General features: G+C 71.4%; 22 protein-coding genes. 15 read left to right on the top strand and 7 right to left on the bottom strand.

What is annotated here, in order from left to right:
• The first annotated feature begins 41 nt into the window (after positions 1 to 41).
• The 8 genes from ACH34R_RS13650 (at position 42) to ftsY (ending at position 8,849) form a co-directional block, all read left to right on the top strand.
• On the top strand, positions 42 to 599 hold the full coding sequence (locus ACH34R_RS13650) for a DUF177 domain-containing protein (protein ID WP_111166021.1): 558 nt from the start codon (positions 42 to 44) through the stop codon (positions 597 to 599).
• A gap of 34 nt (positions 600 to 633) precedes the next feature.
• Positions 634 to 813 (top strand): 50S ribosomal protein L32, encoded by a 180-nt coding sequence (gene rpmF / locus ACH34R_RS13645; RefSeq protein ID WP_113983379.1) that lies wholly within the window; start codon positions 634 to 636, stop codon positions 811 to 813.
• A 289-nt stretch (positions 814 to 1,102) separates the two neighbouring features.
• A complete protein-coding gene (rnc, locus tag ACH34R_RS13640; RefSeq protein ID WP_397561987.1) occupies positions 1,103 to 1,780 on the top strand; it encodes a ribonuclease III in 678 nt (225 codons plus the stop codon).
• Between the two features lie 45 nt (positions 1,781 to 1,825).
• Positions 1,826 to 2,689, top strand: a complete 864-nt coding sequence (gene mutM, locus ACH34R_RS13635) for a bifunctional DNA-formamidopyrimidine glycosylase/DNA-(apurinic or apyrimidinic site) lyase (protein WP_397561741.1) — start codon at positions 1,826 to 1,828, stop codon at positions 2,687 to 2,689.
• Positions 2,686 to 2,964, top strand: a complete 279-nt coding sequence (locus ACH34R_RS13630; protein WP_111166025.1) for an acylphosphatase — start codon at positions 2,686 to 2,688, stop codon at positions 2,962 to 2,964. The genes mutM and ACH34R_RS13630 overlap by 4 nt, the downstream gene beginning before the upstream one ends.
• A gap of 188 nt (positions 2,965 to 3,152) precedes the next feature.
• Positions 3,153 to 3,347: a hypothetical protein gene (locus tag ACH34R_RS13625; RefSeq protein ID WP_111166026.1), complete on the top strand. Its 195-nt coding sequence runs from the start codon at positions 3,153 to 3,155 to the stop codon at positions 3,345 to 3,347.
• A gap of 136 nt (positions 3,348 to 3,483) precedes the next feature.
• Entirely contained in the window at positions 3,484 to 7,152 is a 3,669-nt protein-coding gene (smc, locus tag ACH34R_RS13620) for a chromosome segregation protein SMC (RefSeq protein ID WP_397561986.1), read from the top strand.
• Positions 7,153 to 7,670: 518 nt separating this feature from the next.
• Entirely contained in the window at positions 7,671 to 8,849 is a 1,179-nt protein-coding gene (ftsY, locus tag ACH34R_RS13615; protein ID WP_397561740.1) for a signal recognition particle-docking protein FtsY, read from the top strand.
• On the opposite strand, the gene ACH34R_RS13610 is transcribed toward ftsY, so the two are convergent.
• The 3 genes from ACH34R_RS13610 to ACH34R_RS13600 are packed head-to-tail and all read right to left on the bottom strand — an operon-like array spanning position 8,835 to position 11,765.
• Complete coding sequence (locus ACH34R_RS13610) at positions 8,835 to 9,638, bottom strand: ABC transporter ATP-binding protein (protein ID WP_397561739.1); 804 nt, start codon at positions 9,636 to 9,638, stop codon at positions 8,835 to 8,837. The two genes, ftsY and ACH34R_RS13610, sit on opposite strands and share 15 nt — an antisense overlap.
• Entirely contained in the window at positions 9,635 to 10,693 is a 1,059-nt protein-coding gene (locus ACH34R_RS13605; RefSeq protein WP_397561738.1) for a FecCD family ABC transporter permease, read from the bottom strand. The genes ACH34R_RS13610 and ACH34R_RS13605 overlap by 4 nt, the downstream gene beginning before the upstream one ends.
• A 19-nt stretch (positions 10,694 to 10,712) precedes the next feature.
• Positions 10,713 to 11,765 (bottom strand): FecCD family ABC transporter permease, encoded by a 1,053-nt coding sequence (locus tag ACH34R_RS13600; protein ID WP_397561737.1) that lies wholly within the window; start codon positions 11,763 to 11,765, stop codon positions 10,713 to 10,715.
• A gap of 112 nt (positions 11,766 to 11,877) precedes the next feature.
• On the opposite strand from ACH34R_RS13600, the gene ACH34R_RS13595 reads away from it, so the two are divergent.
• Positions 11,878 to 12,900 (top strand): ABC transporter substrate-binding protein, encoded by a 1,023-nt coding sequence (locus ACH34R_RS13595; protein WP_397561736.1) that lies wholly within the window; start codon positions 11,878 to 11,880, stop codon positions 12,898 to 12,900.
• Here ACH34R_RS13595 and ACH34R_RS13590 read toward each other — a convergent pair.
• Positions 12,890 to 13,963 carry a PLP-dependent cysteine synthase family protein gene (locus ACH34R_RS13590; RefSeq protein WP_397561735.1) on the bottom strand — a complete coding sequence of 358 codons (1,074 nt, stop codon included), beginning with the start codon at positions 13,961 to 13,963 and terminating at the stop codon, positions 12,890 to 12,892. The genes ACH34R_RS13595 and ACH34R_RS13590 overlap by 11 nt on opposite strands.
• A 275-nt stretch (positions 13,964 to 14,238) precedes the next feature.
• Between ACH34R_RS13590 and ACH34R_RS13585 the strand changes: the two genes are divergently transcribed.
• Positions 14,239 to 14,826, top strand: a complete 588-nt coding sequence (locus tag ACH34R_RS13585) for a sigma-70 family RNA polymerase sigma factor (protein ID WP_111166031.1) — start codon at positions 14,239 to 14,241, stop codon at positions 14,824 to 14,826.
• A gap of 127 nt (positions 14,827 to 14,953) precedes the next feature.
• Here the strand turns inward: ACH34R_RS13585 and ACH34R_RS13580 are convergent, their stop codons facing one another.
• Entirely contained in the window at positions 14,954 to 15,904 is a 951-nt protein-coding gene (locus tag ACH34R_RS13580) for an anti-sigma factor RsbA family regulatory protein (protein ID WP_397561734.1), read from the bottom strand.
• Positions 15,905 to 15,956: 52 nt separating this feature from the next.
• Complete coding sequence (locus ACH34R_RS13575) at positions 15,957 to 16,793, bottom strand: EamA family transporter (protein WP_397561733.1); 837 nt, start codon at positions 16,791 to 16,793, stop codon at positions 15,957 to 15,959.
• Positions 16,794 to 16,888: 95 nt separating this feature from the next.
• Between ACH34R_RS13575 and ACH34R_RS13570 the strand changes: the two genes are divergently transcribed.
• From ACH34R_RS13570 to ACH34R_RS13560, 3 genes are all read left to right on the top strand, one after another.
• Positions 16,889 to 17,470, top strand: a complete 582-nt coding sequence (locus ACH34R_RS13570; RefSeq protein ID WP_397561732.1) for a helix-turn-helix domain-containing protein — start codon at positions 16,889 to 16,891, stop codon at positions 17,468 to 17,470.
• A 114-nt stretch (positions 17,471 to 17,584) separates the two neighbouring features.
• The gene (locus tag ACH34R_RS13565; protein WP_111166035.1) at positions 17,585 to 17,890 is read left to right on the top strand and encodes a hypothetical protein; all 306 of its coding nucleotides are present in this window, start codon (positions 17,585 to 17,587) and stop codon (positions 17,888 to 17,890) included.
• Positions 17,891 to 17,953: 63 nt separating this feature from the next.
• Positions 17,954 to 18,817, top strand: a complete 864-nt coding sequence (locus ACH34R_RS13560; RefSeq protein ID WP_397561731.1) for a polysaccharide deacetylase family protein — start codon at positions 17,954 to 17,956, stop codon at positions 18,815 to 18,817.
• Positions 18,818 to 18,819: 2 nt separating this feature from the next.
• Here the strand turns inward: ACH34R_RS13560 and typA are convergent, their stop codons facing one another.
• Complete coding sequence (gene typA, locus ACH34R_RS13555) at positions 18,820 to 20,673, bottom strand: translational GTPase TypA (RefSeq protein WP_397561730.1); 1,854 nt, start codon at positions 20,671 to 20,673, stop codon at positions 18,820 to 18,822.
• A 141-nt stretch (positions 20,674 to 20,814) separates the two neighbouring features.
• Between typA and ACH34R_RS13550 the strand changes: the two genes are divergently transcribed.
• Positions 20,815 to 21,588 (top strand): alpha/beta hydrolase, encoded by a 774-nt coding sequence (locus ACH34R_RS13550; protein WP_397561729.1) that lies wholly within the window; start codon positions 20,815 to 20,817, stop codon positions 21,586 to 21,588.
• 65 nt (positions 21,589 to 21,653) lie between these two features.
• Positions 21,654 to 23,702, top strand: coding sequence for a phosphate acetyltransferase (pta, locus tag ACH34R_RS13545; RefSeq protein ID WP_397561728.1), 2,049 nt, complete (start codon positions 21,654 to 21,656; stop codon positions 23,700 to 23,702).
• Positions 23,703 to 23,961 lie beyond the last annotated feature (259 nt).

Here is a 23,961-nt window from a genome sequence, read left to right as displayed (position 1 = left end):
TTGCACAACGGCGGTCATTCGCCATGCCTGATGAGAGCAGAATGTCTACCCGCAACCTCGACCCGCGAGCCCCTTGGGTGATCTCGACCCATGACCTGGGCCGGAGGCCGGGGTCGATGCGGAAGACGACCCGCACTCTTCCGGCACCGGCGGATCTGTCCGTCAACTTGATCGGCGTCCCCAAAGACGCCGATGTCGAGCTGGACATCCGGCTCGAAGCGGTGATGGAAGGCGTGCTCGTCACGGGCACGGCGAGCACTCCCCTCAGCGGGGAGTGCGCACGGTGCCTGGATCCTCTGACCTCGCGAGTCGAGGTCGAGTTCCAGGAGCTGTTCTTCTACACCGCCGAAGACGCCGGCGAGGAGGACTCACTCCTCGACGGCGACCTGCTCGACCTTGAGCCGACGTTCCGTGACGCGGTGGTCCTCGCACTGCCGCTCAGCCCGGTCTGCCGAGAAGACTGCCCGGGGCTGTGCACAGTGTGCGGGGTCAAGCTGGCCGAGGCCGGCCCTGACCATCGGCACGAGCAAGTCGACGCCCGTTGGGCGGCGTTGCGGGACCTGGTGAAAGACGACAAGCAAGACACGCAAGACCGGTAAGACATGCAACTCAACGACGATCAGGAGGGCTGACGTGGCCGTCCCCAAGCGGAAGATGTCGCGGAGCAACACCCGCTCCCGCCGCGCCCAGTGGAAGGCCGCCGCGGTGGCGCTTGTCGACTGCCCGCAGTGCAGGCAGCGTAAGCGTCCCCACGTGGCGTGCCCGTCCTGTGGCACCTACAACCGCCGTCAGGTCATCGAGCCGTCGGCCTGATCGCCATGTGCTGACGCGTGTCGCCGACCGGTAGCCGAGTATGGCCGCTGGTCGGCTTCGCCGTCGGCGCGAGCGGTGGCTGACTCGCCCGCGGCCGTGGTGGACGCCGGGGTCTGCCGGAGCCCTCCCGGCGCCCACCACGTTCTCGGGCATCCGCTTCCCTCACGCCACCGCGCCCCGGAGTGACGAACGTCACGCCGGGTGTAATCGGTTCCGCGGAGGAGGAGACGTGGGCACAGGCCCCAAACCGGTGGCCGTCGAGGTCGCCAGAGACGAACTTGAGCGGGTCCTGGCCGTTCGGCTGGACACCGAGGTGCTGGAGCGCGCGCTGACGCACCGCTCCTACGCCTATGAGAACGGCGGGCTGCCCACCAATGAGCGCCTGGAGTTCCTCGGCGACTCGGTGCTCGGCCTGGTCGTGACCGACACGCTCTATCGCAACCACCCCGATCTGCCCGAGGGGCAGCTCGCCAAACTGCGCGCCGCCGTGGTGAACATGCGCGCGCTCGCCGACGTGGCCAGGGAGCTGAAGCTCGGCCGCTTCCTGCGGCTGGGCCGGGGCGAGGAGGGCACCGGAGGCAGGGACAAGTCCTCGATCCTGGCCGACACGCTGGAGGCGTTGATCGGCACGGTCTATGTGGACAAGGGCCTGGACGAGGCGTTCCGCGTGGTGCATCTGCTGTTCGACCCGCTGATCGCCCGCTCGGCCTCGCTCGGCGCCGGGCTGGACTGGAAGACCTCGCTACAGGAGCTGACCGCCGCCGAGGCGCTCGGCGTGCCCGAATACCAGGTGGAGGAGAGCGGTCCCGACCACGCCAAGTCCTTCACCGCCGTGGTCAGGGTGGGCGGTGTCGAGTACGGCTTCGGCGCGGGCCGCAGTAAGAAGGAGGCCGAGCAGCAGGCGGCCGAGGCGGCCTGGAACCGCATCCGGGCCCTTCGCGAGCCCCCGGAGCAGGCGGCGAGCTGAGCGCGCGGCTGGGTTCGAGGGCGGCGACACGGGAGGGGCGCGAGCATGCCTGAGCTACCCGAGGTGGAGGTCGTACGGCGGGGCCTGGACCAATGGGTGTCCGGCCGTACGATCGCCAAGACGGAGGTGCTGCACCCGCGGGCGATCCGCCGGCACCTGCCGGGTGCGGCGGAGTTCGCGGCCCGCCTGGAGGGCCGCGAGGTCCGTGGCGCGGAGCGGCGCGGAAAGTACCTCTGGCTGCCGCTCGGCGACGGGCGCGACGCGCTCATGGCGCACCTGGGGATGAGCGGCCAGCTCCTGGTGACCGACTCCGGCTCGCCGGTGGAAAAGCACCTGCGGGTGCGTCTGTCGTTCGCCGACGGTGGTCCTGAGCTGCGGTTCGTCGATCAGCGCACGTTCGGGCACCTGCTGGTGACCGAGATGGTGCCGCTGGCCCGCCCGGTCCCCGCGCCGATCGTGCACATCGCCCCCGACCCGCTGGAGGAGTCCTTCGACGACGAGGACTTCACCCGCCGGCTGCGCGCCAGGCACACCGAGGTCAAACGCGCGCTGCTGGACCAGTCGCTGATCAGCGGCGTCGGCAACATCTACGCCGACGAGGCGCTGTGGCGGGCCGGACTGCACTGGGCGCGCCCGACCGAGCGGCTGACCCGTCCGAAAATCGCCGAACTGCTACGCGGCGTACGCGAGGTCATGGCCGACGCGCTCGACCAGGGCGGCACGTCCTTCGACAGCCTGTACGTCAACGTCAACGGGGAGAGCGGATACTTCGACCGGTCGCTCGCGGTTTACGGCAGACGTGACCTGCCCTGCGGCCGATGCGGGACACCGGTGGTCAGGGAGCCCTTTATGAATCGGTCTTCTTATAGTTGCCCTCGCTGTCAAGTCCGGCCCCGGGGGCGGTCATGAGTGACGTAGCGCGACTGACCGCCTGGGTGAGGGGGCACGTGCAGGGGGTCGGCTTCCGCTGGTGGACCCGCGCGCGGGCACTGGAACTCGGGCTCAGCGGGCATGCGCGCAACATGCCGGACGGCCGGGTCGAAGTGGTCGCCGAGGGTGATCGGGAAGCCTGTGTCAAGCTGCTCGGGGCGCTGCGGGGTTGCGACACGCCGGGCAGAGTCGATGGAGTGGTTGAGCGCTGGAGCGAAGTTCGAGGTGGTTTGACGGGCTTTGAGGAGAGATAGCGACTTCCGCTATACCCCCCAAATGCGGTACATTTATACCTTGGGAGTGCCCACTGGGGCATGAGGCAGAGCGTTCAACTTGACCGCTCATCGCACCGGTGCGACTCTTGATAAGAACCACGCGCACCCCTCCCGCGGCATGAAGTGCGCGAACCAGTCTGGTCACTCAGCGTGGAGGACCCTTTACCATGGCGAAGGCTCTACTCGGCCACGTCGGTGGTCCTGATCCTCGAATGGTCTCGGAAGTGCGCCGTCTCCAGCAGCGCATCCGTGACCTGGAGGCAGAGCTCATCCGGCTCCAGGCACAGAACGACGCCCTCTCGGCACAGTCCCGAGAGGAGACGTTCTCGCGCCTGCAGGATCGCGAGCCGGCCCTCACCTGAGAGGACCGGTGTCATCACGAGAATCCGCACAGGGACGCCTCGGGGAGGCGTCCCTCGTCATTTCCCTTCCGTGAGGCAGGAGGGCGGTAGGCTGTCCCGCTAGCCGTCGCATGTCAAGGGAGGGATGACCGGATCCGTGTATCTGAAGACCCTCACCCTCCGCGGTTTCAAATCCTTCGCCTCGGCCACCGCCCTGCGGTTCGAGCCCGGCATCACCTGCGTGGTGGGCCCCAACGGCTCCGGCAAGTCCAACGTGGTCGACGCGCTGGCCTGGGTGATGGGCGAGCACAGCGCCAAGTCGCTGCGCGGCGGCAAGATGGAAGACGTCATCTTCGCCGGTACCTCCTCACGCGCCCCCCTCGGCCGTGCCGAGGTCACGCTGACCATCGACAACACCGACGGCGCGCTGCCGATCGACTACACCGAGGTCACCATCAGCCGGCTGATGTTCAGGTCCGGTCAGAGCGAGTACGCCATCAACGGCGACACCTGCCGCCTCCTCGACATCCAAGAACTGCTTTCCGACTCCGGCATCGGCCGCGAGATGCACGTCATCGTCGGCCAGGGGCAGCTCGACGCCGTGCTGCACGCCGGTCCTGAGGACCGCAGGGCCTTCATCGAGGAGGCCGCGGGAGTCCTCAAGCACCGCAAGCGCAAGGAGAAGGCGCTGCGCAAACTGGACGCGATGCAGGCCAACCTGACCCGCGTCCAGGACCTCGCCACCGAGCTGCGCCGCCAGCTCAAGCCGCTCGGCCGGCAGGCGGAGATCGCCAGGAAGGCCGCGGTCATCCAGGCCGACCTGCGGGACGCCCGGCTGCGGCTGCTGGCCGACGACGTGCTGACGTTGCGCGAGATCCTGCGCAGGGAGGCGGCCGACGAGGCCGCGGTGCAGTCCAGGCGCGCGCAGGTGGAGACCGAACTCGCCCAGGCCCAGCTCCAGGAGAACGAGCTGGAGGCCGCCGAGCAGTCCGCGCAGCCGCGCCTGCGGGCCGCCCAGGAGACCTTCTTCGCGCTGTCCTCGCTGAAGGACCGGCTGCGCGGCCTTTCCGGGCTGGCCGCCGAGCGGCACAGGAACGCCACCGACGCCGCCGCCGTCGAGCGCAGGGGCCGCGACCCGGAAGACTACGAGCGCGAGGCCGCCGAGGTACGCGCCCAGGAGCAGGAGCTGGCCGAGGAGCTGGAGACCGCCCAGGCGGCCCTTGAGGCCGCGGTGGCGCGCCGGCAGGCCGCGGAGGGCGCGCTGGCCACCGAGGAGCGCAGGCTCGCCGCGGCGGCCCGCGCGGCGGCCGACCGGCGCGAGGCGCTGGCCAGGCTGCGCGGGCAGGTCGGCGCGGTGCGCAGCAGGGTCGCGGCGGCGCACGACGAGATCGGACGACTGACCCAAGGGCTCGCCGAGGCCGAGGAACGCGCCGTGCTCGCCCAGGCCGGCCACGACGCGGAGGAGAGCGCCCGGCCCGCCACCGACCCCCGGCTCGTCGAGGAGATCGAGATCGCCGTCGCCGGGGTGGAGGCCGCGAGGGAGGCCGTCGAGGCCGCCGAGGAGGGCGTGGCGGCGGCCAGGCGCGGCCTTGAGGGACCGCGCGGGGCGCTGGCCGAGGCCCGGTCGGCGGTCGCCGCGGCGCGTGGCACCGACCAGGAGGCGCAGCGCGCCATCGCCGCGCTCCAGGCCCGCCGCGACGCCCTTGAGCTGGGCCTTTCCCAGGCGGCCGACGGCGCGGGCGCGTTGCTCTCCGCAGGTCTGCCCGGCGTGCTCGGCCCGCTGGCCGCGGTCATGACCGTACGGCAGGGCGCGGAGGCGGCCATCGCCGCGGCGCTCGGCCCGGCCGCCGACGCGGTGGCCCTGGCCTCCCTGCCGGAGGCGATCGACGCCCTGGCCTACCTGCGATCCGGCGACGGCGGCCGGTCCACGCTGGTCATCGCCGCCGAGGCGGCGGGCGGGGAGCGTCCCGAGGTCGCGGGGCAGTGGGCGCTGGACCTGGTCGGCGCCCCTGACACGCTGCACGGGGCGCTGGCGGGTCTGCTCGGCGACGTCGTCGTGGTACCGGACCTTCCGGCGGCCCAGGCGCTCGTACAGGCCCATCCGGGGCTGCGCGCGGTGACCCACGACGGCGACCTGGTCGGCGCGCATCTCGCGACGGGCGGATCGGCGCAGGGCAACTCGGCGCTCCAGGTGCGGGCCGTACTGGACGAGGCGGTGGCCGACCTCGCGCGTGCGGTCGCGACCGCCGAGACCACCGCGGACGACCTCGCGGCGGCGGTCGCCGCCGAGCGGGAGGCGCAGGGCGCGGTCGAGGCCGCCGAGGTCCGCGTGGCCGAGGCCCAGGCGGGCGTGACCGGCGCGCAGGGCGGGCTGAGCGCCGCCCAGGCGGCACTGGACGCGGTCCGGGCCAGACAGCGGGAGTCCGACCGGCTGGCCGCCGCGGCGGCCAGCAAGCTGGCCCAGCTCGCCGCCGCGGCCGAGGCGGCGCGCGCCGAGTGCGCCCGCCTGGCGGGCGGCGTACGCGCCGCGGAGGAGGCCCGTGACCGCGAGGCCGCGGGCCTGGCCGAGCTGGAGGAACGGCTGGCCGAGGCCGAGGCGGGGGAGGAGCTGGAGGCCGAGCCGACCACCGAGATCCGCGATGAGCTGGCCGCCACCTGCGAGGTCGCCAGGCAGGCCGAGATGGACACCCGCCTGACCGTGCGCACGGCCGAGGAGCGCGTCTCCGGGATCTCCGGCCGCGCCGACGCACTGCTGCACGCCGCCGAACGCGAACGCGCCGAACGCGCCTCCGCCGCCGCCGAACGCGCCCGCCGCAGGCGTCAGGCAGCGGTGGCGAGGTCCGTGGTGGAGGGCGCGGAACGCGCGCTGTCGGCGCTGGAGTCGTCCATCGCGGTGGCCGCGGCCGAGCGCGACGACGCCGAACAGGCCAGGGGGCAGATCGACGCCGAGCTGAAGGCGGTCAGGGTCCGGGTCAAGGAGCTGGGCGGCGAACTGGACAAACTGGTCAACCGGGCACACGGCAGCGAGGTCGCCCGCACCGAGCAGCGGCTGCGGCTGGAGCGGATGCAGGAACGGTCGATGGAGGAGTTCGGCGTGGAGCCGGACGCGCTGGTCACGGAGTACGGCCCTGACGTACCGGTGCCCGCCGACCCTGAACCGGTCCCTTACGTGCGCGAGGAGCAGGAGAAGCGGGCAAAGATCGCCGAACGCCAGATGGCCCAGCTCGGGAAGGTCAACCCGCTGGCCCTGGAGGAGTTCGCCGCCTTGGAGGAACGCCACGCGTTCCTGACCTCGCAGCTCGAAGACCTCAAGAAGACCAGGCGCGACCTCATGCTCGTGGTCAAGGAAGTGGACGAACGGGTCGAACAGGTCTTCGCCGCCGCTTATGAGGACGTCGCCCGCGAGTTCGAGACGATCTTCTCCAGGGTCTTCCCCGGCGGCGAGGGCCGGCTGCTGCTCACCGACCCCGGCGACATGCTCACCACGGGCGTCGAGGTCGAGGCCCGGCCGCCGGGCAAGAAGGTCAAGCGGCTGTCCCTGCTGTCGGGCGGGGAACGCTCACTGACGGCGGTGGCCTTCCTGATCTCCATCTTCAAGGCGAGGCCGTCGCCGTTCTACGTGATGGACGAGGTCGAGGCGGCCCTTGACGACACGAACACGCAACGCCTGCTGACGCTGTTCGAGGAATTGCGACAAAGTTCACAACTCATCGTCATCACCCACCAGAAGCGGACGATGGAGATCGCCGACGCCCTCTACGGAGTCTCCATGCGCGGCGACGGCGTCACCCAGGTCGTCAGCCAACGCCTACGCGAACGCGTTTGATCACTGCATTCATGGTCGGGGTGTTGCGGGAGCGCAGCGAGTGCCCATAGGGGCGCACTTACCGTGAGCACGCACGCCCCCGGGCGCGGTCGTGTCCGGAGCGACGAGCGATCGAGTGAGGAACGAACGGGGGCGGCGGGGTACTGCGCGAGCGCAGCGAGTGCCCATAGGGATGCACTTACCGTGAGCACGCACGCCCCCGGGCGCGGTCGTGTCCGGAGCGACGAGCGGTCGAGTGAGGAACGAACGGGGGCGGCGGGGTACTGCGCGAGCGCAGCGAGTGCCCATAGGGATGCACTTACCGTAACCATGTACGGCCCGGGCGCGGTCGTGTCCGGAGCGACGAGCGGTCGAGTGAGGAACGAACGAGGGAGCGAGGAGGGGAGGACGCGGCCTTGAAGGCGCCCGGGCCCGCGCGAGCGGAGCGAGCGCCATGAGCACAGCCCGCGCGAGCGGAGCGAGCGCCATGAGCACAGCGTGGCGCGCAGGGGTGCCCCAAACATGCAAAACTGGCGGGCGTGGAAGGTTACCTCGGCATCATCGTGATCGTTGTCGTCGTCGCCCTGCTGGCGGCCGGCGGTCTCTTCCTGCTGTTCCGGCCCGGGGGCAAGGGTGTTCCCCCCGCGCCTCCGAAGCCGCCGGTGGAGGAGAAGCGCGAGGAGGAGGCGGTCAGGCCGCCCGCCGGGGAGGAGGCGGAAGGGGCCACCACCACGGTCCCGCCGCCCGCGCCCGTCGTGGTGCCGCCGCCGGTCAAGCCCGAGGTCGAGGTGCCCCCGCCGTCCGCCGGGCGGATGGTGCGGCTGCGCGCCCGGCTCGCGCGTTCTCAGAACGCGCTCGGCAAGGGCCTGCTGGAACTGCTGTCCCGGGACCGGCTCGACGACGACGCGTGGGACGAGATCGAGGACACCCTCATCACCGCCGACGTCGGCGTGAGCCCGGCGCGGGCGATGGTCGAGGAGCTGCGTACCAAGGTCAAGGTGCTCGGCACCCGCACCCACGAGGAGGCCAGGGGCCTGCTGCGGGAGCAGTTGCTCGCCCAGGTCGGCCCCGACATGGACCGCACCCTGCACACCGCGCCGCACGGTGAGCGCCCCGCCGTCGTCCTCGTCGTCGGCGTGAACGGCACCGGCAAGACCACCACCACGGGCAAGCTGGCCCGCGTGCTCATCGGCGACGGCAAGAAGGTCGTGCTCGCCGCCGCCGACACCTTCCGCGCCGCCGCCGCCGACCAGTTGCAGACCTGGGGCGAGCGGGTCGGCGCGGAGGTGGTCCGCGGCCCCGAGGGCGGAGACCCCGCCTCGGTGGCCTTCGACGCGACCGCCAAGGGCATCACCGACAAGGCCGACGTGGTGATCGTGGACACCGCCGGTCGCCTGCACACCAAGACCGGCCTGATGGACGAGCTGGGCAAGGTCAAGCGGGTCATCGAGAAGAAGGCCACGGTCGATGAGGTCCTGCTGGTGCTGGACGCCACCACCGGTCAGAACGGCATGCGCCAGGCCCAGGTGTTCGCCGAGGCCGTCGCGGTCACCGGCATCGCGCTGACGAAGCTCGACGGCACCGCCAAGGGCGGCATCGTCATCTCCGTGCAGCGTGAGCTGGGCGTGCCGGTCAAGCTGGTCGGTCTCGGCGAGGGGGCCGACGACCTGGCGCCGTTCGACCCCGAGGTCTTCGTGGACGCCCTACTGGGCGACTGACGGCGCGCCGTGCCTGGTGCCGATCGGCACCACCAGCGGCGTACCGGCCACCGGGTCGGCGATGACCTTGGCGTCCAGCTCGAAGACCCGCAGCAGCATCTGCTCGGTGAGCACGTCGTGCGGCGCGCCCGCGGCGACGAGCCGGCCGTCGCGCATCGCGACCAGCCGGTCGGCGTAGCGGGCGGCCAGGTTGAGGTCGTGCAGCACCATGATGATCGTCCGCCGGGCGTCGCTGTGCAGGCGGCGGACGAGTTCGAGCACCTCGACCTGGTGGGCGAGGTCGAGAAACGTGGTCGGCTCGTCCAGGAGCAGCAGGTCGGTGCCCTGGGCCAGGGCCATGGAGATCCAGGCCCGCTGCCGCTGGCCGCCGGACAGCTCGTCCAGCGGGCGTTCCGCGAGGTCCAGCAGGCCGGTCATGGACAGCGCCTCCTGGATGGCGGCCTCGTCGTCCGACGACCACTGGCGGTACCAGCTCTGGTGCGGATGGCGTCCCCTGGCCACGAGGTCGGCGACGGTCAGCCCCTCGGGCGCGGTCGGGGCCTGCGGGAGCACCCCCAGGACCTTGGCGACCTCCTTGCTGGGGATCTTGTCGATCCGCTTGCCGTCCAGCAGCACCTCGCCGCCCGCGGGCCGCAGCAGCCGGCCGAGGGCGCGCAGCAGGGTGGACTTGCCGCAGCCGTTCGGCCCGATGATCGCGGTGATGGTGCCCGGCTCGACGCCGAGGTCGAGCCCGTCCACGACGATCCGCTCGCCGTACCCGAGCCGTACGCCCACGGCCTGAAGTCTCATGTGCGTGCCTCCCGGCGTGCGCGGATGAGCAGGTAGACGAGGTAGGGGGCGCCGAGGACCGCGGTGACGACGCCGGCGGGAAGCTCGACGGGGGAGAAGACGGTCCTGGCGATGAGGTCGGCGCCTGTGGTCAGCACGCCGCCGGCGACGGCGGAGACCACCAGCGGCGGGTGGGCGACCCCGGCGAGGCGCAGCGCGATCTGCGGGGCGGCGAGCGCGACGAACGAGATCGGTCCCGCGGAGGCGGTGGCGACGGCGGCGAGCAGCACCGCGGCGAGGATCATCAGGCTTCTGGCCAGGTTCGTCCGCACGCCGAGACCGGTCACGGTGTCGTCGCCGAACCGCAGCGCGGCCAGTGATCGCCCGCCGAACAGCGCGGCGGGCAGCAGGACGGCCAGCGCCAGCCCCACCGGCGCGACGTGCTCCCAGCCGCGCCCGTGCAGCGAGCCGCTGATCCAGGTCATGGCCCGGGTGCTGTCGTTGACGTCGCCGATGGTCAGCAGCCAGTACTTCACGTTGGCGAACACGGCCGACACGCCGATGCCGACCAGCACCAGGCGGTAGCCGTCCAGCCCGCGGCGCCAGGCCAGCAGGTAGACGGCGAGCCCGCCGAGCAGGCCGCCGCCCAGGGCCATGACGGGGACGCCCGCGCCGGCCAGCGCGCCGCTCGCCCCGCCGTACATCGTGCCGGTGGCCACCATGACGGCGACCACGGTGACGCTCGCGCCGGTGGTCACGCCGAGGATGTCGGGGCTGGCCAGCGGGTTGCGCGCGATGGCCTGGGTGATCGCGCCCGCCATGCCGAGGGCCACGCCGACCAGCGCGCCGGTCAGGGCGCGGGGCAGTCGCAGCTCCATGATCACGAGGTTGGCGGGGCCGTCGCCGGTGATGCCGCCGATCACTTCGGCGAGGCTCATCTCCAGGTCGCCTATGCGCATGTTCAGGGCCATCAGCAAGGCCAGGGCGGCGAGGCCGAGGATGGTCACGAGTACGGCTCGCGGGCGAAGCCGCCAGGAGGCGCCGCCCAGGCGTACGGCCCGCACCAGCGTGGTCATGAGCGCATCACCGCCGGGATCACAGTCGCACCGGCTTCCTGCGGCGGACCAGCGCGACGAAGAACGGCGCGCCGACGAGCGCGAGCACCACGCCGACCTCCAGCTCCCCGGGCCAGGCCAGCACGCGCCCGAGCACGTCGCCCGCCAGCAGCAGCGCCGCGCCGATCAGGCCCGCGTAGGGCAGCAGCCAGCGGTGGTCGGGACCGGACAGCGGCCTGGCCAGGTGCGGGACCACGAGCCCGATGAACGCGACGGCCCCGCAGGCGGCCACCGCCGCCCCGGTCAGCAGCGTGATGGCGGCGATGCCGACGGCGCGGGTGCGGGCGACGTTCTGGCCGAGGCCGCGCGCGACGTCCTCGCCCAGGGACAGCGCGTTGAGGCCGGGCGCATTGGCCAGGGCGAGGATCAGCCCGGCCGCGACGAACGGCAGCACCTGCCAGACGATCGAGGAGCCCCGCCCGGCGATGGACCCGGCCTGCCAGAACCGGAAGGTGTCCATGGCCCGCTCGTCCAGCAGCACGATCGTGGAGGTGAGCGCGTAGAGGAAGGCGCTGACGGCGGCCCCGGCCAGGGCGAGCGTGACCGGCGTGGGGCCGCCGCGCCCGCCGGCCATGCCGAGCGCGAACACCCCGACGCTGGCGACGAGCGCCCCGGCCAGCCCGAACCAGATGTAGACGTACAGGCTGGACATGCCGAACACGATGATGGCCAGCACCATGGCGAACGCCGCGCCCTGGGTGACGCCGAGCAGGCCCGGGTCGGCGAGCGGGTTGCGGGTGTGACCCTGCATGAGCGCGCCCGCGACGCCCAGCGCGATCCCGGCGATGATGCCGAGCGCGGTCCTGGGCACCCGCAGGGTGCGGATGATGATGTCGTGCTCCGCGCCGGTGGGGGCGGTGAGCGCCTGCCAGGTGTCGCCCAGCGGCACGGACTTGGCCCCGATGGTGACGCTCAGCAGCACGGCGGCGGCCAGCGCGGCGAGCAGCGCGCCCAGGACGAGTGTGCGGCGCCGGCGTATGGCGTGGAGCGGGGTGGCCGGTCGCGCGCGGGACGGCGGCGCGGTGGTGCTCACCCATGCTCCTCTCCGTACTGTGACGACCCCATGGAGTATGCCAGTCAAGGGAAAGCTAATCTCAATGAGGTTAGCCTTACCTTGGTTTTAAGTTCTACGGAGGAAACAGCCGATGAGAGTGTCGCGCGCCCTGCTCGCGTGCCTGGCCGGGGCGGTGTTCGCCACCGGCCTGTCGGCATGCGGATCGAGCACCCCGCAGGCGGCGCAGCCGGCGTCCACCGCCCCGTCCACCACCACCGATTCCCCGGCGTCCCCGGCCTCCTCCTACCCCCGCACGATCAAGCACGCCATGGGCGAAACGGTCATTCCGGCCCAGCCGAAACGCGTGGTGGCGCTGGACCAGAGCTTCGTCGATGCCGTGCTGAGCCTGGAGACCGAGGTCGTCGGCTTCACCACCTACCGGGCGATCGACGAGAAGCTGCCCGACTACCTCGGCGCCGCGCTGCAGAAGTACGGCTCGGCGGCCAAGGCGGTGGGCACCCTGGAGGCCCCGAGCCTGGAGCAGGTCATCGCCCTCAAGCCGGACCTGATCGTCTCGGCCAAGGTCCGTCACGAGGCGCTCTACGACAAGCTCTCGAAGATCGCGCCCACCGTGTTCAGCGAGACCACCGGCGCCATCTGGAAGGACAACCTGCGGCTGATGGGCCAGGCCCTCGGCAAGGAGGACGTGGCCGACACCAAGATCAAGCAGTACGAGGAGCGGGCCGCCGCGATCGGTGCGGCGATCGGTGAGAAGAACGGCGGGAAGCTGCCGACGGTCTCCGTCGTGCGGTTCGCCGGGGAGCCGACCGTCCGGCTTTACGTGGAGAAGTCCTACTCCGGCGTCGTGCTGAAGGACGTCGGCCTCCCGCGCCCCGCCGACCAGCCCACCAGCGACCAGATCGCGGTGAACATCAGCCAGGAGAACATCGCCCAGCTCGACGCCGACCACATCTTCGTGGCGGTCTACCCCGACCCGGCCGTCGGCGAGATCAAGCAGAAGTTCGAGGGCAACCCGCTGTGGGGCCGGCTCAAGGGCAAGAAGCACGAGGTCTCCGACCTGACCTGGATGAGCGCGGTGGGCCTGCTCGGCGCCGGCATCATACTGGACGACCTGGCCACCACCTTCGGAGTGGACCCGGCCACTACCGGCTGAGGAACTCCCGCAGATCGGCGAGATGGGGAGCGATGTCGATGCCGCGGTCGGCGAGCCAGGCGTCGCTGTCGTAGGAGGCGCGGTACCGCTCGCCTCCGTCGCAGATCAGCGTCACCACGCTGCCCCGCTCGCCGGCCCGCCGCATCTCGGTGAGGACCTGCACGGCCGCCGCCACGTTGGTGCCGGTGGAGCCGCCGACGTTCAGGCCGGTCACCTCGCGGACCCACCGCATCGCCGCGATGGACAGCGCGTCCGGCACGCGGATCATGCGGTCGATCACCGACGGCAGGAACGACGGCTCCACCCGCGGGCGGCCGATGCCCTCGATGCGCGAGCCCGGGGCGGTCGCCGAGAAGTCGCCGCCGGTCCAGGCCGGATAGAACGCCGACCCTTCAGGGTCCACCACGGCCAGGCGGGTCGCGTGGCGGCGGTAGCGGATGTAGCGGCCGATGGTGGCGGACGTGCCGCCGGTACCCGCGCCGACCACGATCCAGGTGGGTTCGGGATAGGGCTCCAGTTCCATCTGCTGGAAGATGGACTCGGCGATGTTGTTGTTGCCCCGCCAGTCGGTGGCCCGCTCGGCGTAGGTGAACTGGTCCATGAAGTGCCCGCCCGACTCGGCGGCCAGCCGGTGCGACTCCGCGTAGATCGCCGAAGGGTCCTCGACCAGATGGCACTTGCCGCCATAGAACTCGATCAGGGCGATCTTCTCCGGCGACGTCGATTCCGGCATGACCGCGACGAACGACAGGCCGAGCAGGCGGGCGAAGTACGCCTCGCTGACGGCGGTGGACCCGCTGGACGCCTCCACGATCGTGGTCTCCGGGCCGATCCAGCCGTTGGCCAGGCCGTACAGGAACAACGAGCGGGCGAGTCGATGTTTGAGTGAACCTGTCGGGTGCACCGACTCGTCTTTCAGGTAGAGGTTTACGTCCCAGCGCGCGGGCAGCGGAAAGACGTGGAGGTGGGTATCACAACTTCTGTGAGCGTCGGCTTCGACCTGGCGGATGGCTTCGGCCGCCCAGCGGCGCGCCGCGGGGTCATGGCGATCGACTTGCTGCATGACGACCACGGTAGCCATAGAGCATTCGGTGTGATGCCTGCCACACTTTGCACCGAATCGAGTAAACAGTGTTATCCTAATGAGACTTGCCTGGCCCTTGGTGTGAGTACGTCCGCCGCATGCCCGGGTAACGCTAGACCCCCTGAGCAGGAAAGACTCTTAACGAAACCATTACAGCCTGCCTGGGACGATGACGTGGCCGCCGAAGACGCGGATGGGCACGTCATGCCTATCGCTGTGTGGTTACGGGGGGAAGAGTACGAGGGGGATACGACATGATCTCTATGACCGAAGAGCAGCGCCAGGCGTGGTTCGAACGCGACGTCGTGCCCGTCACCGCGCAACTTTACGCATCCGCGATGCGCCTGACCCGCAACTCGGCAGACGCCGAGGACCTCGTGCAGGAGACCGTGGCGAAGGCCTACACCTCGTACCACCAGTTCCGCGAGGGCACCAACCTCAAGGCATGGCTGCATCGCATCCTGACCAACAACTTCATCAACGACTACCGCAAGAAGCAGCGCTCGCCCAAGCTGTCGGCGACGGAGGACATCGAGGACTGGCAGCTCGCCGCCGCCGAGTCCCACATGTCGACGGGGCTCCGTTCCGCCGAGTCCGAGGCGCTCGACGCGCTGCCCGACAACGTCGTGATGAACGCCCTGCGGTCGCTCCCCGACGAGTTCCGGGAGGCCGTCTACCTGGCCGATGTCGAGGGATTCGCCTACAAGGAGATCGCCGAGCGGATGGGCACGCCCATCGGCACGGTGATGTCCCGCCTGCACCGTGGCCGCCGGCAGCTCCGTGGCATGCTCGAGGGCTACGCCCGCGAGGTCGGCGCGCTCCGCGTCCCCGTAGCCGTGTAGGCCCCGGCCTCGGCCCTCGACTGCCTCACCTGCCTCACCTGCCTCACCTGCCTCACTTGCCCGGGGTCCGGCGCGTCCGCTCCCAGCTCAGAACCGCCCTGACGCTCATCGCCCGCTCGGGCGGAGGTCAGGGCAGGATCATGTGCAGGCGGACCCGGAGGACTCCGGCGGTGTGGCGGGTCTCGACGAGGTCGCAGAGCTGGCGGCTGATCCACAGGCCGTAGCCGCGCGGTGATTCCGGGCGGGGCGGGAGGAATCCGGGAAGCGGTAGGTCCAGGCGTCCTCCGGGGTCGGCGATCTCGCAGATGAGTTCGCTGCCCGCCGTCCAGATGGCGACCGAGCCCGAGCCGCCGCCGTGCTCCACGGTGTTGGCGGCGATCTCCGACACGCTGAGCACCAGGGAGCCGACCGTGTCCCGGTCCAGGCCCGCGCCCTCGCCCGCCGCCGCCACGACCTGCCGTACCCGGCCCAGGTCGCGCGGCGTGAAGGCGACGACGACGCGGGAGGGCGGGGGCTCGGGGAAGGGCAGCTCGTCGCCGCTGAGCAGGAAGTGCTGCGGCGGGACGTAGCCGCGGCTGAGGTCGAGGCCGTTGCCGTTCAGAGTCCAGGGGTGGGCGCGCATGGCGTCCTCCAGGACCTGTGGCGGTGTGGCCCGCTCGTCGTACAGGCACAGCGCCACGATCGGCGCGTCCGCGAAGGCCAGGTTGATGGCCGCCTCGTACCTGATCCACTCCCGGATGTCGCGCTCCTTGCGTCCCAGCCAGACCGGCTCGCCGACCAGCAGCGTCTGGCGTTTGGCCCACGGCTCGGCGTACTCGTGGTAGGCGGTCAGCGTGCGGGCCGGGTGGGTGTACCAGGTGGTCTTGAGCCGCCGGTCGACCCGGGCCGCGTCCTCGCCCAGCATCTCGGCGAGCAGGTCCAGCATGGGCTGCCCGGTCACCACGAGAATGTCGTGACCTTCCCGCAGCGCCTCGCCGACCAGCGGGAGGACCAGGCGCAGGTAGCTCTCATCGGAGCCGTACGGCGCAGCGATATGCGCGAACGACCCCGACCTGAAAAGTGCGCGCTCGGGCTGCACGGTGATGAACGTAACAAGCCCCCGCCGATGCTGACAATGTCGGCGGACCGGGCTAGCCGGTGGCGATCAGCGCGACCGCGGCCAGCGCCATGACCACCCCGCCCATCTGGAGCCGGCGCAGGCGCTCCCGCAGCACGAACCTGGCCAGCAGGATCGTCGTCGCCGGATACAGCGACACCAGCACGGCCACCAGGCTGAGCAGCCCGCGCTGGGCGGCCAGCAGGTAGAGCATGTTGGCGAGCATGTCCAGCACGCCGGAGACCGCGATGATGGGCAGCGCGCCCGGCCCCGGCCGCACCGTGCGCCGGGTGATCAGGGCGAGCACCACGACCAGCGCGATCGACACCGTTCTGGCCCCGGCCAGCGGCCACAGCCCGGCGTCGTGGGGAGCCTGGGCGACCAGGATGAAGAAGCCGCCGAACCCCGCGCCCGCGGCCAGCGCGGACAGCAGTGGTCCCGTCGGAGCGGAGGCCGCCGCGCCTTTCGGCGCACGGCTCACCAGCAGTACGGCGGCCAGCGCGAGCGCGACCCCGGCGAGGGCCGTCAACGCGGGACGCTCCCCGGACACCAGCCCGAACAGCACCGGCACGGCGGCCGAGGTGGTCGCCGTGGTGGGCGCGACGACCGACATGGTGCCCGCGGCCAGGGCGCGGTAGAACAGCAGCAGGCCGGTCGTTCCCGACACGCCGGCGACCATGCCCCACAGCAGCGCCTCCAGCGAGGGCGAACCGGGCATCGCCGGCAGCACCGCCGCCACGAAGACCAGCCCGGAGAACTGCGAGAGGACGACGACGGCCAGCAGACGGGAACGCCTGGTGGCCAGCCCGCCGAAGAAGTCGGCGGTGCCGTACACCAGCGCGCACGCGGTGGCGAGGACGACTGCGGTCAAGGAGTGCTCCGGTTCACTGAGTTGTACCAGTAGTACAACGAAGTACACCAGAGCGGTGCAACCAACTGCAAATCGGGTTCACTACAATGCACTGTATGTCGAACGACAGCGGGGCTCTCGCCGCGGCCATCGCGAACAACGTGCGGGCGCAGCGCGCGCACCGCCGGATGACCCTGGACGAGCTGGCGGCCAGGTCCGGCGTGAGCCGGGGCATGCTGGTGCAGGTCGAGCAGGCCCGGACCAACCCGAGCGTGACCACGCTGGCCCGCATCGGCGACGCCCTCGGCGTCACCGTGGCCCGGCTCGTGGAGGTCGCCGACACCCCGGTGGTCCGGGTGGTCGGCAGCGCGGGGGTGGTGACGTTCCAGCACGGCGAGGGGTCGGCCCGGCTGCTGGTCGGTACCGACGCCCCGGCGATCCTGGAGCTGTGGGACTGGCGGCTCGCCCAGGGGGAGCACCACGACGGCGACGCGCACCCGGCGGGCACCCGCGAGATGATCACGGTCATCGAGGGCGAGCTGACCCTCACCGTGCTCGGCCAGGACTACCACGTCCGCACCGACGAAGCCGCCCTGTTCAGCGCCGACCGCCCGCACCGCTACGCCAACGGCGGCACCTCCACCTGCCGTTTCATCATGGTCGTCACCGAGCCCGCCGAGCTTCCCGACCGCCGTTAGCGGGGCGTCCCACGCTTTCGATTACGATCGGGTAGCAACCGGGCCGGTAAGGCGAACTCGGGCCTTCATGGTGGGTACATCACTCTCTGTGCAACACGCGGGAGTTGGCCGCTGGTGACTGATGCCCAAGCGGCGATAGGAAAGCTCCGGGCCGAGCTGATCGGTCTGGGAGTCACCGACGCGTACGAGGTCTGCGATGACTCCACCCTCTCGGTGTGGATCGGACTCGTGGTGAGCTTTCGCGACGGAAGCTACCGCTGGCGGGAGGGACCGGTCCGGCACCACCACTCCGGCAGCGATCCGGTCGGATGTGCCGTCCGGGTGGCGCGTCGTTACGCCGAACTGCGGGCCGATGTCCCACCATGGTGGGAGGACCTGGCCAGGATTCTGCGGGGGGAGTCGGCCCAGGACTACCCATGACACCCCGCCGGGCTTTCGGCCGCCCCCCACCGCCGGCCCAGATCAACGAACAAGGGCGGCCCGGTGTTCTGGACCAAAAAGATGATTGCGGCGCTGGTGGTGGTGTTGGTCGGGGTGGCCGGGTGTGCCGGGGAGCGGCGGGGCAAGGAGGAGCGGGCGGTGGGGCGGGTGGAGGAGGTCATTCCGCCGCATGAGCTGGCCGAGCGGCTTGCCGCCGTGCAGCCCGAGTGGCCCGCCGCGTTCGGTGCGTTCCGTCCCCGGGCGCTCGACTGTGCCGCGCTCAAGTGCGTGGCGCTGACCTTCGACGACGGCCCCTACCGGTACACCGCCAGGCTGCTCGACCTACTGGCCGAGCACCAGGCCAAGGCCACCTTCTTCGTGGTCGGCCGGATGGTGGCCGCCGGCGGCGCGGCCGGGTTGCGCCGGATGGTGGCCGAGGGCCATGAGGTGGGCAATCACACCTGGGACCACGCGATGCTCACCGACCTGCGCAGGCCCGGGATCGAGGCGGAGCTGCGCAGGACGCAGCAGATCGTGCGCAGCGCCACCGGCACCCGGATGCGGATCATGCGCCCGCCGTACGGCGCGACGAACCACCTGGTGGCGAGGGTGGCCCGGGGCCACGGCCTCGCGCAGATCCTTTGGGACGTCGACACGGTCGACTGGCGGGACCGCCGCCCCGGCCTGATCGCGCGGCGCGCCGTCGCCGCCCCGCCGGGGACGATCGTGCTGCTGCACGACATCCACCGCACCACGGTGGAGGCGGCCCCGCGCATCCTGACCGACCTCGCCCGGGCCGGCTACACCTTCGTCACCGTCTCCGAACTCCTCGGCGACAGACTGCCCGGCGCCGGCCGCCTCTACCCCGACCGCAGCGAACGCGAACTCAGGAACGCCGCCGACCGCTCGGCGACCGGCCGCTCATAGCGTCACCCGCCGCGCTTGGCGCGGGCGGCCATGCGCCCGCGGGTCGGCGCGTCGAGGATCACCTTGCGGATGCGCACGTTCTCCGGCGTGACCTCCACGCACTCGTCATCGCGGATGAACTCCAGCGCCTGCTCCAGCGTGAGCGCCCGGGGCGGGATCACCTTCTCGGTCTCCTCCGAGGTGGAGGCCCGCATGTTGGTGAGCTTCTTCTCCTTGGTGATGTTGACGTCCATGTCGTCGGCCCGGGAGTTCTCGCCGACGATCATGCCTTCGTAGACGTCGGTGCCGGGCCCGGTGAACAGCGAGCCCCGCTCCTGAAGGTTGAGCATCGCGAACGCCGTCACCGCCCCCGCCCGGTCGGCCACCAGCGAGCCGGTGTTGCGGGTGCGCAGCTCGCCGAACCACGGCTCGTAGTCGTCGAAGACGTGGTGGACCAGGCCGGTCCCCCGGGTCTCGGTCAGGAACTCGGTACGAAAGCCGATCAGCCCCCGGGCGGGCACCAGGAACTCCATCCTGATCCACCCGGTGCCGTGGTTGGTCATCAGCTCCATCCGGCCCTTGCGGACCGCCAGCAACTGGGTGACCGCCCCGAGGTACTCCTCCGGGCAGTCGACCGTCAGGCGCTCGACCGGCTCGTGCACCTTGCCGTCGATGACCCGGGTGACCACCTGCGGCTTGCCCACCGTCAGCTCATAGCCCTCGCGGCGCATCTGCTCGACCAGGATGGCCAGCGCCAGCTCGCCGCGCCCCTGGACCTCCCAGGTGTCGGGCCGCTCGGTGGGCAGCACCCGCAGCGAGACGTTGCCGACCAGCTCGCGGGCCAGCCGGTCCTTGACCATGCGGGCGGTGACCTTGGCCCCCTTGACCCGCCCGACCAGCGGCGAGGTGTTGGTGCCGATGGTCATCGAGATGGCCGGCTCATCGACCGTGATCAGCGGCAGCGGGCGCGCGTCGTCGGGGTCGGCCAGCGTCTCGCCGATCATGATGTCCGGAATGCCGGCGATGGCGATGATGTCGCCGGGGCCCGCCTCCTCGGCGGGCTTGCGCTCCAGTGCCTCGGTCATCAGCAGCTCGCTGATCTTGACCTTCTCCACCGAGCCGTCGGTCCGGCACCAGGCGACCTGCTGGCCCTTCTTGATCGTGCCGTGGTGGACCCGGCACAGCGCGATCCGGCCCAGGTAGCTGGAGGCGTCGAGGTTGGTGACGTGGGCCTGGAGCGGGGCGGCGGGGTCGTAGACCGGCGCGGGGATGGTCTCCATGATCGTGGAGAACAGCGGCTCCAGGTCCGGTGAGTCGGGCATGCCGCCGTCGTCCGGGCGTACCATGCCGGCCCGCCCGGCCTTGGCCGAGGCGTAGACGATCGGGAAGTCGATCTGCTCCTCGGTCGCGTCGAGGTCGAGGAACAGCTCGTAGGTCTCGTCCACGACCTCCGCGATCCGGGCGTCGGGACGGTCGACCTTGTTGACGCACAAGATGACCGGCAGCTTGGCGGCCAGCGCCTTGCGCAGCACGAACCTGGTCTGCGGCAGCGGCCCCTCGGAGGCGTCGACCAGCAGGACCACGCCGTCGACCATGGAAAGGCCGCGCTCGACCTCGCCGCCGAAGTCGGCGTGGCCGGGTGTATCGATGATGTTGATGGTGACGTCACCGTGTCGTACCGCGGTGTTCTTGGCGAGAATGGTGATGCCCTTCTCGCGTTCGAGGTCGCCCGAGTCCATGACCCGGTCTTCGACGTCCTGGTTGGCCCGGAACGCTCCGGACTGCCAGAGCATGGCGTCCACCAGCGTGGTCTTGCCGTGGTCGACATGCGCGATGATCGCTATGTTCCGCAGGTCGTCGCGGCTCTGCATAGGCATGATGGAGTCTCGCTCTGTATCGGGAATCGGCCGCGGGACCCTTGCGGCAGCACTATTTTAGTTGATCCTGACGCCCTCTTCGGTGTGTCCTCCCACACCCGGGCGACCTGCGCCGACGCGGGCCTTCCTACACTCGACCCCATGCCGCTCGCCCCGCACTTTCGCGCGATGCTCCGCACCAAGGACGGCGTACGGATCGACGCCGCGCATACACCCCCCTACGATACCCCCCGGCCGGCGGCCGACTTGGGCGTCGTGCTGGCGCACGGCTTCACCGGCGGCTGGCGGAACGGCACCGCGCGGCGCATCGCGCACGTGTTCAGCGCCTTCGGCGGGGTGGTGTGCTTCGACTTCCGCGGGCACGGCAGGTCCGGCGGCAGTTCCACGGTGGGCGACCTGGAGGTGCTGGATCTCGACGCCGCCGTCCGGCACGCCAGGAGCATCGGCTACCGGCGGCTCGCCGTGGTCGGGTTCTCGATGGGCGCGGCGGTCGCCGTACGGCACGCGGGGTTGCACGGCGGCGTGGACGCGGTGGTCGCGGTGAGCGGCCCCGCGCGCTGGTACTACCGGGGCACCCGGCCGATGCAGCGGGTGCACTGGGTGATCGAGCGGCCGATCGGCCGGTTCCTGGCCCGCACCGCCAAGCGGACCAGGATCGCCCGCGGCCCGTGGGACCCGATCCCGCTGTCGCCGCACGAGGCCGCCCCGCTGATCAGCCCCACGCCGCTGCTCGTGGTGCACGGCGACCGGGACGCCTTCTTCCCGATCGAGCACGCCCACCAGCTCTACGGGGCCGCCCGCGAGCCGAAGGAGCTGTGGATCGAACCCGGGTACGGCCACGCCGAGACCGCCGCCACCCCAGGGCTCATCCGGCGCATCGGCGGATGGATCCGGACGACTCTTACCGAGGCTTGAACAACCCGGACGGTTCACCCCACTTCCCTGCGGCAATCCTCACAGGGTTCACCGGGGGAGTGCCGATGCGAAGCATCTACGTTGCGGGGGTCGGCCCGAAGGCCGGGCGCGACCTCGTCGAGCTCGGGCTGATGGAACTGCTGTCGCACCGCGTGGAGCGGATCGCCGTGTGCCGGCCGATCGCCTGCGCGGGCGATGGCGACGATCATGGCGTGGAACTGCTTCGCAGCCGCTACCTGGTCGCCGGCTATGCCCGTGGGATGACGCGGGAGGAGGCCGCGGAGGTCCCGGAGGAGAAGCTGGTCGCCCGGCTCGCCGACGGCGTGCGGACGGCCGGTGAGGGCTGTGCCGCCATGCTGGTGCTGGGCTGCGGGGAGCGGGCCGTACCGGACCGGCCGGACCTGGACGCCGAACTGGCGGCCGAGCTGGACGCGCCGGTGGTCGCGGTGGTGGCGGCGGGCGGCATGCGGGCGGAGAAGATCGCCGCGGCGCTGCGGGCCGCGCACGCGTCCTTCGCCAGGCACGGCTGCCGGGTGCTCGCGATGATCGCCAACCGGGTCACCTACGCCGGGTCCATCCCGGCCGACCTGCCGGTGCCCTGGTACGTCATCCCGGAGCACCCGCGCCTGGCCGCCCCCACCGTACGGCAGGCCGCCGAGGCCACCCGCGCCACGCTGGTGCAGGGCAACGCCGAGGGCCTGCTGCGCGACGTCCTCGGGTACGTGTTCGGCGGCGCCAGCCTCCCGATCTTCCTGGACCATCTGCGCGAGGGCGCGCTGGTGATCTCGCCGGGCGACCGGGCCGACGTACTGCTCGGCGCGCTGGCCGCCGGGGCGGCCGGGACCGCGCGGCCCGCCGGGGTGGTCCTCACGCTCGGTGAGAAGCCGCCGCCCAACGTGCGCGGCCTGACCGCGCGCCTGGCGCCCGAGATCCCGGTGCTGTCCGCGCCCCCCGACAGCTTCACCGCCGCCGCGATGCTGTCCGGCCTGCGCGGCCGGATCACCCCGGACAACCCGCGCAAGGTCGAGACCGCGCTCGGGCACTTCACCGCGCACGTGGACACCTCGGCCCTCGCCGCCCGGATGGACCTCGTTCCCGACGGCGGGGTCACCCCGCGGATGTTCACCCACCGGCTGGTGGTGCGGGCCGCCGCCGTGCGCCGGCACATCGTGCTGCCCGAGGGCTGCGACGAGCGCGTCCTGGCCGCCGCCGACACGATCGTGCGGCGCGGCATCGCCGAGGTGACCCTGCTGGGCCAGAAGGACGACGTCCGGCGGCGGGCCCGGGTGCTCGGGCTGGACCTGCACGCGGTACGGGTCATCGACCCGGTCACCTCACCGCTGCGGGAAACCTTCGCCGAGACGTACGGCATGCTGCGCGACCACAAGTCGGTGAGCCACCGCAGGGCCAGGGACGTACTGACCGACCCCGTCTTCTTCGGCGCGATGATGACGCAGGCGGGCATGGTCCACGGCATGGTCACCGGCGCCACCCACCCCACCGCGGGCACGCTGACCGCCGCCTTCCAGATCATCAGGACCGCGCCGGGCACGCGCGCGGTCTCCGCGGTCTCCTTCGCCTGCCTGCCGCACCAGGTGCTCGTGTACGGCGACTGCGGGGTGCACGACGAGCCCGACGACGCCCGGCTGGCGGAGATCGCCATCGCCTCGGCGGTCACCGCGGAGCGCTTCGGCATCGAGGCGAGGGTCGCGATGCTGTCCTACTCGGCGGGGCCGTACGGGGCGGGCGCGGACGCCGACAAGGTCCGCAGGGCGACCGAACTGGTCCGGACCCGCGCCCCGGGGCTGCCCGTGGAGGGCCCGATCCACTTCGACGCGGCGGTGGACGAGCGGATCGCGGCCGTGAAGGCGCCGGGGTCGGCCGTGGCCGGGCGGGCCACCGTGCTGGTCTTCCCGGACCTGGACAGCGCGGACAGCGCCTGTACGGCCGTACGGCGGTCGGCGGGGGGCCTGGTCATCGGCCCCATCCTGCAAGGACTGCGGCAGCCGGTGAACGACCTGCCACGCAACGCCACCGTGGAGGAGATCATCAACACGGTGGCGATCACGGTGATCCAGGCTCAGGGCGGTATCCGTAGAAATACCGATCAATAACACCGAACCTTTTCGGCGTTATGGACGTCTACCTTCAGCGTACGGAACGACTCCTCCGGGCGAACCCCGAACGGTGACCGCGCCGCCTCCGCGGGCCGCCGGGGCGATCCTTGAGGGGCCGGGGGTCCGGGCCCAGCGTCGCGGGGGCGCGCTGGGCAGGGCTCGCCGGGGTGCCGTACGGCGGCGCGCGGATCTGTCACAGGCTCCGCGCGCCGCGTTCGTACCTCTCTGTCACTGATTCCGCACCGAATTTGCCTCT

This window comes from Spongiactinospora sp. 9N601 (assembly GCF_044326295.1).
GTDB classification, from domain to species: Bacteria; Actinomycetota; Actinomycetes; order Streptosporangiales; family Streptosporangiaceae; genus Spongiactinospora; species Spongiactinospora gelatinilytica.
This window is presented reverse-complemented; position numbering and strand designations above follow the sequence as displayed.